Origin of the sequence: Candidatus Fusobacterium pullicola (assembly GCA_018883725.1) — a bacterium.
Classification (GTDB): Bacteria; Fusobacteriota; Fusobacteriia; order Fusobacteriales; family Fusobacteriaceae; genus Fusobacterium_A; species Fusobacterium_A pullicola.
Window position 1 is genome coordinate 1 of record JAHLFN010000014.1, and the last position, 3,823, is coordinate 3,823.

Genomic DNA, 3,823 nt, shown 5'->3' on the forward strand with positions numbered 1-3,823 from the left:
AAATATATTGACTGAAGGTCTAAGAATAAAACAAGCAGTCTAAAAATAAAAAGAACCGTAGGAACTACGGGGTTAGCTTGGTAAATATAGTTGGCTAACAAAAGCAACTACTTCCCAAGAAGAAGCTCCCATTTCAAAAATTACAAAGTAATTTTAAGTGGGAGAGGTTCACCTGTGGAGCTAATAGAAGAGGTATTTGGAGTGAAGTGTTATATTGGAAAAAATCCACTAAATAATAAGTTACATATCTCTTATATGCCTACTCATTATCATATAGATGGGGTGGGAAGTGACCATTTTCATGAGAATGGTTTTACAGGAGAGCACACTCATAATTAATTATCAAATTGTAAAGAAAAAACACTTGACAGTTTTAGTATAATCTTATATAATATGCTGGTGATATAATGGAATTAGATGAATTTTTAGAGGTATCTACTCTATTGGATTATTATAGAAACTTGTTAAGTGATAAGCAAAAGGAATACTTAATAAATCACTTTGAAGAGGATCTATCTCTATCGGAGATAGCCAAAAATAATGGTGTAAGTAGACAGGCTGTATATGATAATATCAAAAGAGGGATAAAACAACTGAGAGAATATGAAGAAAAACTAGGATTTCACAAAAGAGAAAAAAAATTATACAGTGAACTTTTAGAGTTGAAAGATAATTTTAAAATTGAAAAACTAGATGAGATAATAGAAAAGCTATTTTAGTTGAGGTGAATATGTTAGATAATTTAGGTTCTAGATTTCAGGAGATATTTAAAAAAGTTAGAGGACATGGAAAACTAAGTGAAAGTAATATAAAAGAAGCTCTTAGAGAGGTTAAAATGTCTCTTCTAGAAGCTGACGTTAACTACAAAGTTGTAAAAGATTTCACTGCAAAAATTCAAGAGAAAGCTATTGGAACAGATGTCCTAAAGGGAATAAATCCAAGTCAACAGTTTATAAAAATAGTAAATGATGAACTAGTAGAGCTTTTAGGTGGAACAAATGCTAGACTTACAAAGGGAGTTAGAAACCCCACTGTATTAATGTTAGCAGGATTACAGGGGGCAGGAAAAACAACTTTTGCAGCAAAGCTAGGAAATTACCTAAAAAAACAGGGTGAAAAGGTTTTAATGGTAGGAGCTGACGTATATAGACCAGCAGCTATTAAACAGTTACAAGTCTTAGGAGAGCAAACAGGAATAGAGGTTTACTCTGAAGAAAATCACCAAGATGCTGTAGGAATTTGTGAAAGAGGACTTGCAAAGGCTAAAGAATTAGGTTCTACTTATATGATAATAGATACTGCTGGTAGATTACATATAGATGAAAAGCTTATGGATGAGTTAAAGGAGATAAAGAGATTAACAAGACCACAAGAGATTCTATTAGTAGTAGATGCTATGATCGGACAAGATGCTGTAAACTTAGCAGAGTCATTTAATAATGTTCTTAATATAGATGGTGTAGTACTAACAAAACTAGATGGAGACACTAGAGGAGGAGCTGCTCTTTCAATAAAAGCAGTTGTAGGAAAACCTATAAAATTTGTAGGAGTTGGAGAGAAAATTGATGATATAGAACTTTTCCATCCAGAAAGACTTGTTTCAAGAATTTTAGGAATGGGAGATGTTGTATCACTAGTTGAGAAAGCTCAAAGTGCTATAAATGAAGAGGATGCTAAATCACTAGAGGAAAAGATAAGAACTCAAAAATTTGATTTAGACGATTTCTTAAAGCAATTACAAAATATTAAAAAACTAGGTTCATTAGGAAGTATCTTAAAAATGATACCTGGAATGGGACAGATTGGAGATTTAGCTCCTGCTGAAAAAGAGATGAAAAAGGTAGAGGCAATAATTCAATCGATGACAAAAGAGGAAAGAAAGAAACCAGAAATTCTTAAGGCAAGTAGAAAGCAGAGAATTGCTAAGGGAAGTGGAACAGAGGTAGCTGATGTAAATAGACTTCTAAAGCAATTTGAACAAATGAAAGCTATGATGAAGATGTTCAGTGGTGGAAAGATGCCATCATTACCTTCAATGGGTGGATTTAAAGGTGGAAAATTCCCATTTTAAAAAAGTAAATAAACAAAAGATTAAAATATAAATAATAATAAAAGGAGACGTGAAATTTATGTTAAAATTAAGATTAACTAGATTAGGAGACAAAAAAAGACCTTCTTATAGAATCGCAGCTATGGAAGCATTATCAAAAAGAGATGGTAAAGCAGTTGCTTACTTAGGAAACTACTTCCCATTAGAAGATTCTAGAGTAGTATTAAAAGAGGAAGAAATAGTAAAATTCTTATTAAATGGAGCTCAACCAACTAGAACTGTAAAATCAATATTAGTTAAAGCTGGAGTATGGGCAAAATTCGAAGAAGCTAAAAAAAGATAATTGATTTAGGTGCTTAGAAGACTGTTACAAAGGTAGCAGTCTTTTTTTCTTTGAAATGAAAATAAAAAAAGATGATAATTTTACATTAGAGGTGTGAAATGAAAAATATAGCCTAAATATAAAGGCTCTTTGTCAAATGGTGTTGGTAAAAAACAAATAAATTTTTATATAGCTCCAGTGGATTTTCCACTGGAGTTATTTTGTTACCAATAATTTATTAGCTATTAAAATTCTTGCTCTGAAGTGATAAAAACTTTTATAACCATAAGCACTTCTTTTTAATGTCTTTATTTTTCTATTGATTCCTTCTATTAATCCATTATTATAGTTATAATTTAAACTATTTTCAATATACTCTAAATATTTTTTAAATGTTTTTAATGAAGTTTTCATCAAAGTATTAGAAAGAGAATAGAATTCTCCAATTATTGCTTTAAATTTATTAAATTTTCTATCTTGAATAGAGATTAAAATTTCTTGATAAACCTCATAAGCTATTTTTAGTTCATTATTTTGCGATAAAATTATATTAACTATTTCCTCTTCTGAAAATATTGAATAATCAAACATTCGCCCTCTGTTAATTCTTTCATTTTTTAATTTTAAACAATTTTTTAAAAGAAGAGACCAAAATTTTTTTAATTTATTATAGTATCTTTCATTACTACTCTTATATTGATTCATTATTCTAACTCTTGTTTTATTGAAACTTCTATTAATTAATTGAACTAAATGAAATCTATCTAAAGAGATTTTAGCATTTGGAAAAAGTGCTTTAATCAACTGAATATATGGTTGATAAATATCAATTACAATATGTTTAACTTTTTTTCTAATTTTTAAAGGAAAACGAGAAAAATATTCCTTTAAATAGGATAAGCGCCTGTCCGGTAAGATATCAATAATTCTTCCAGTATTTGCATCACAATAGATAAAAGCCATAGAGCCTTGACAATCTTTAGTAGCTTTAAATTCATCAAAACATAAAGCTTCTGGTAAAAAATATTTGCTAGGTAAATGCTCTTTGAAAAAAGAGTTAATAATTCGATTGACTGTACTAGAGGAAACGTTAAAATTAGAAGCAATATCTTTTTCAGAAATATTTTTCTGTAATTCAAGAGTAATAGCTAATTTAATATCATTAGAAATACAGCAAAATTTATTAACAAAAGTAGTTTCTGCGCTGAAAGACTTAGAGCAATTTTTACAAAGAAATCTTTGTTTTTTCAATCTTAAAAGAGAGTTAAAAGCAGCTATTTTTAAAAGTTTAATATTAGAGATTTTATATCCCCATTTGATAATATTTTTACTTTGACAGTGAGGACATTCATGAGGTGAATAAGTAAGTTTAGCATGAATAATTTTATGATAAGTACCTTTAAAAAGTTCAGTTGTAACCTCATCCTGAAGTAAAGAAATATTTTTATCTT

At 29.1% G+C, this 3,823-nt stretch carries 5 protein-coding genes; 4 read left to right on the forward strand and 1 reads right to left on the reverse strand.

The annotated features are described in order from the left end of the window. Positions 1-174 precede the first annotated feature (174 nt). From IAA47_01435 to rpsP, 4 genes are all read left to right on the forward strand, one after another. A complete protein-coding gene (locus tag IAA47_01435; GenBank protein ID MBU3841658.1) occupies positions 175-339 on the forward strand; it encodes a hypothetical protein in 165 nt (54 codons plus the stop codon). Between the two features lie 68 nt (positions 340-407). Then, the gene (locus IAA47_01440) at positions 408-719 is read left to right on the forward strand and encodes a hypothetical protein (protein MBU3841659.1); all 312 of its coding nucleotides are present in this window, start codon (positions 408-410) and stop codon (positions 717-719) included. A gap of 11 nt (positions 720-730) precedes the next feature. Then, positions 731-2,071 (forward strand): signal recognition particle protein, encoded by a 1,341-nt coding sequence (gene ffh / locus IAA47_01445; protein MBU3841660.1) that lies wholly within the window; start codon positions 731-733, stop codon positions 2,069-2,071. A 58-nt stretch (positions 2,072-2,129) separates the two neighbouring features. Then, positions 2,130-2,393 (forward strand): 30S ribosomal protein S16, encoded by a 264-nt coding sequence (gene rpsP / locus IAA47_01450; protein MBU3841661.1) that lies wholly within the window; start codon positions 2,130-2,132, stop codon positions 2,391-2,393. Positions 2,394-2,588: 195 nt separating this feature from the next. Here rpsP and IAA47_01455 read toward each other — a convergent pair. After that, positions 2,589-3,823: ISL3 family transposase (locus tag IAA47_01455; protein ID MBU3841662.1), on the reverse strand; the 1,235-nt coding region annotated here is incomplete at its 5' end.

Excerpts from the sequence above, each read along its gene's own strand:
- IAA47_01440 (MBU3841659.1), top strand. The coding sequence starts at position 408 with ATGGAATTAGATGAATTTTTAGAGGTATCTACTCTATTGGATTATTAT.
- rpsP (MBU3841661.1), top strand. The coding sequence starts at position 2,130 with ATGTTAAAATTAAGATTAACTAGATTAGGAGACAAAAAAAGACCTTCT.
- ffh (MBU3841660.1), top strand. The coding sequence starts at position 731 with ATGTTAGATAATTTAGGTTCTAGATTTCAGGAGATATTTAAAAAAGTT.